The sequence below is a fragment of the Pallidibacillus pasinlerensis genome, assembly GCF_009996845.1.
Lineage (GTDB): Bacteria > Bacillota > Bacilli > Bacillales > Caldibacillaceae > Pallidibacillus > Pallidibacillus pasinlerensis.
In genome coordinates this window covers 1-3,860 of the sequence record NZ_JAACYS010000117.1, presented here as the reverse complement: position 1 = coordinate 3,860, position 3,860 = coordinate 1, and the positions used below count along the sequence as shown (strand labels likewise).

The window sequence follows — 3,860 nt, the reverse complement described above, 5'->3', positions numbered from 1 at the left end:
AATTCTAAATGTATTGACAAATTTAAATTGTTAGCTATAATAAAAATTAAATATAACAACAAACTGTTAGAAACGTGTGTTTGGTATTTGTGTAAGAACGATTATGAAAGGTCTTTAATATTCCTTGTTGTAACACATCTGGGAAAGGGAGAGATTAATCATTCATGGCACAATCACAAACATTTGGTGAATGGATAAAAACAGAGAGAAAAAAGCGAGGTTGGTCACAAGCTTATTTATCTCAATTAACAACCATTCCGCAAACTACTCTTAGTTGGTGGGAAACTAATAAAATTACAAACTTTGGGGCAGATGAAAGGCTAGTTTTATTAGCTAGAGCTTTCTCTTTACGAATTTGTGAATTACCATTTGAACTTTTAGATAACAACGTAGAAATGAAACCAAACAAGTTTAAACCGAATGAGTATTTAGTAAGTTAATAAAATCACTTCTATATAACTTCTATATAAATGGAACTAAAATAATAGGCAAAAGCAGCCTAAAATAACAACAATCAAGTAGGTGGTGTTGTGGCTAATGTAAGTGCTATTAAAATATCAACAAAACGAGTTCCATTCTATGAGTTAGCAGTCATAGCAGATGGTGGTACTGCTAGGACATTTTCAAAAGAGATTTATCAAATTAGGGGGTGGTCGCAAGAAATATAGAAACTGGCGAAGTAGTAAAACTCTCAAATTTATATTATGAAATAAGAACAGTTATGAACAGAAATCGTAAAGTTGTTGCTAAAAGAAAAAATCAAAGCGACGAACTTATACGAGTAAATATAGCTTGAATATAGTGTGATGATGAAACGATTAAATTAGAAAATTGAATAGTAAGTGCTATTAAAATATCAACAAAACGAGTTCCATTCTATGAGTTAGCAGTCATAGCAGATGGTGGAACAGTTAGAACATTCTCTAAGGAAATCTACCGAATAAGGGGGGTGATAGCTAGGAATGTGAAAACAAATGAAGTTGTAAAGCTATCAAAAATATATTATGAAATAAGAACAGTTATGAATAGACAACGACAAGTTGTCGCTAAAAGAAAAAATCCAAGTGACGAATTGAAACGTGTAATTATATAAAACCAATAATGTGATGTGTGATGATGGAAAACAATTGAATATAAGTTCCTATTCTTTAAGGGTTGCTAAGGAATGGGTACAGAAAAAATATAAGTTTGATAGGTAAGAACTAAAAACCTATCCGCAACCAAATAATCAAGTAATAGTTAAAGCACTGGTTGTTCGTACTCGCCAAAAACGATCAAAGGACTGGCTTCATGTTCTTTATCTTTTCTTATAACACATTCCTTTTGATTTGTTAGGAAGGTGGTGATACGAACATGGGTGAAAAATCAGGTGCATTAACATTAATGATTACTGTACTAGTTGTTGCAGTTGCGATCATTTTAATTGTACAAGTAGCAATGCCTGAACTTGCGACAAATATTACAGATGAAATGAATAGTATTGTAGACAATGTAACTGGAAGTAACGCTGGAAATGTCAACAGTGGAAAATAACATTTTTCATTTAGTTGAAACTATTTAACTTTTATAAAAATGTGTAGGAAAAGAAAGGGGAAAAGTACATGAAGCTAAAAAAACCTTTAGTAGCACTTTTAACAACGTCATTATTGGTAAGCCCAATTGTTGCAGGTGCAGAGGCTAATGTTCAAAATGCAGAAGATAAACCAAAAACAACCCAAGTGCAAGTGAAAGAGTTTCCTGACATTAAAAATCATTGGGCAAAAAGTTCGATTGAGTTTTTAGCCGAACGAGATATTTTACATGGTATGCCTGATGGTTCATTTAAACCTGATAATTCCATTACAAGGGAAGAAGCTGTAAAAGTTCTGGTAAAAACTTTAGGTGTAGAAGTTAAAGAACAAAAGAGTAAATTCCCTGATGTACCAGAAGGATTTTGGGCTGAGGAATATATCAACGTAGCTAAAGATGAAAGTATCATTAAGGGTTATCCGAATGGAAAGTTTGGACTAGGGGATAAGTTAACAAGAGGTCAAATGGCTTCGATCCTAGTTCGTGCTTTCGGTTTACCTGTTGATTACAACAAAGAACTTCCATATCCAGATGTAAAAGAAAACCATTGGGCGTACTACGACATTCTAGCACTTCATCAAAATGGTGCTGTCAAAGGTTTGCCTGATGGAACATTTGCACCAAATAAAGAGATTACAAGGGCTGAGTTTTCTGCCTTTGTTGAAAGAATCATAAACCCTGAAAATATTAAAGATGAAGATAAAACCCCTCCAAAAAATCCTAGCCCATCAGAAATAATTAAGAGTTTCAACTTTGAGATTGATCACATCTTAGAAGAAGGACAAGAACAACCACTTGTCTTAAAAATTGAATTTGCTGATGGTACGATAAAAGATGTGACAAAAGAAACCACTTTTGAAGTGGAAAAACCAGAAATTGCAGTTATCCAAAATGATAAGCTCAAAGCCTTGAAAGAAGGAACAACTAAATTAATAGCAAAATATAAAGATGAAACCGTTTATACAGTAATTGAAGTAAAGGCGAAAGAGGAAGAAGAAAAGCCTTCTGAACAAAATGATGGAAATAATGAAAATGTTAAAGAAATCAAAGGATTTAAATTCATATGGGATGAAAATAACAAGTTTTGGGTAGATGAAAAAGGGTATATCTATACAGATTTACCAGAAGTAGCACCAATTGAATCAGGTGTCTACATATTTGGGAATCCAAGAGATAATGAGAAAAGACTTTACTCAAATGCAGTAAGTTTCATTATCTTCGATGGCTTAGACCTTACAAAAGATGAATTTATTAATGCAGTCAAAACTCTAAATAAAACAAAACAACCTGTTAAGGTTAAAAATATCACCTTTGATTTTGATAAATATGATGGAGAAAATTCCATTTCAATAAGAGTACCTTAAATTGCTTTCACCTATGTAATTAAATAAAAAGCTAAAAGACCTTTTCTAAGTTTTATATAGAAAAGGTCTTTTTATATCCTTCTATTCTATTCCACCAATGGAAGGAGGCGAATAAACATAATAAAAAATAAAAAAAGAAAATCGTTTCTTCTTTTCTTAATGGTTTTGTTGCTTGTTTTTTTAGACATAAGTCCAGCTTTTGCCGATGTTGTTGAAGATAAAAAATGGATACCTGCACATACAAGTCAATACTACAATGATGGGAAGTATTCAGGATCATTAGAAAGGTATCTTTATTCAGGTCAATATATTCCTGAACAGAGTAAAGTAGTTGAAGATACGAGGGATGGTTGGTCACGTACCTATTATATCTGCCTGAGACACGCTGAAGGTTGGTCGTATTGGGATTTTGAAAGGGATGGAACTGGAACTAACCGACCTCAAGAATTAAGTTATTCAGATTCTCAAGGTTATAGGGGAACTTTGTACCGATACAATACTATAATGACTCTTGAAGAACCATATCCTAGAGGTCCCTGTGAAGTCGGATCAAGAAAGATTCAGAATAGGAAATTTATAGCCTTTTATCGAGGCACAGTTACCAAACCTGCGGTAGATACAAGAGTCTATCGTTATAGAGGATGGGTTTATGCGGCAGTCCCTGATCCATCAGACAGTTATCATAGTGGTGGTGGCTCAGGTGGTGCAAATGGTGAATTTTCATGGAAAATGGAAAAAGCAAGTGATAACTCAGATACTAGAATTCGTTTAATTAATAGTGCAACAATTGCTGGTAATCACTATGCTACAAGAAATCCACAATATTCCATTCAAAGTAGTGGAGTTGTCTCACGAACGAGCAGTAGCCCAATCAATATTACTGTAAATAATGCGAATAGCTTAAAAAATAAAAACATAAACCTGAAT

The 3,860-nt window shown here is 33.3% G+C and carries 4 protein-coding genes and 1 pseudogene; all 5 read left to right on the top strand.

Annotation, left to right across the window (positions count from 1 at the left end):
• Positions 1 to 164: 164 nt before the first annotated feature.
• A complete protein-coding gene (locus GW534_RS15625) occupies positions 165 to 440 on the top strand; it encodes a helix-turn-helix domain-containing protein (RefSeq protein WP_161921889.1) in 276 nt (91 codons plus the stop codon).
• 90 nt (positions 441 to 530) lie between these two features.
• Entirely contained in the window at positions 531 to 668 is a 138-nt protein-coding gene (locus GW534_RS15620; RefSeq protein ID WP_161921888.1) for a hypothetical protein, read from the top strand.
• A gap of 685 nt (positions 669 to 1,353) precedes the next feature.
• A complete protein-coding gene (locus tag GW534_RS15605; RefSeq protein ID WP_161921886.1) occupies positions 1,354 to 1,533 on the top strand; it encodes a hypothetical protein in 180 nt (59 codons plus the stop codon).
• A 68-nt stretch (positions 1,534 to 1,601) separates the two neighbouring features.
• The gene (locus GW534_RS15600) at positions 1,602 to 2,933 is read left to right on the top strand and encodes an S-layer homology domain-containing protein (RefSeq protein ID WP_161921885.1); all 1,332 of its coding nucleotides are present in this window, start codon (positions 1,602 to 1,604) and stop codon (positions 2,931 to 2,933) included.
• Between the two features lie 165 nt (positions 2,934 to 3,098).
• Positions 3,099 to 3,860 (top strand): annotated as a pseudogene (locus tag GW534_RS15595) (hypothetical protein); the annotation flags it as partial.

Coding starts and splice junctions, on each gene's coding strand:
- GW534_RS15605 (WP_161921886.1), top strand. CDS start 1,354: ATGGGTGAAAAATCAGGTGCATTAACATTAATGATTACTGTACTAGTT.
- GW534_RS15600 (WP_161921885.1), top strand. CDS start 1,602: ATGAAGCTAAAAAAACCTTTAGTAGCACTTTTAACAACGTCATTATTG.
- GW534_RS15625 (WP_161921889.1), top strand. CDS start 165: ATGGCACAATCACAAACATTTGGTGAATGGATAAAAACAGAGAGAAAA.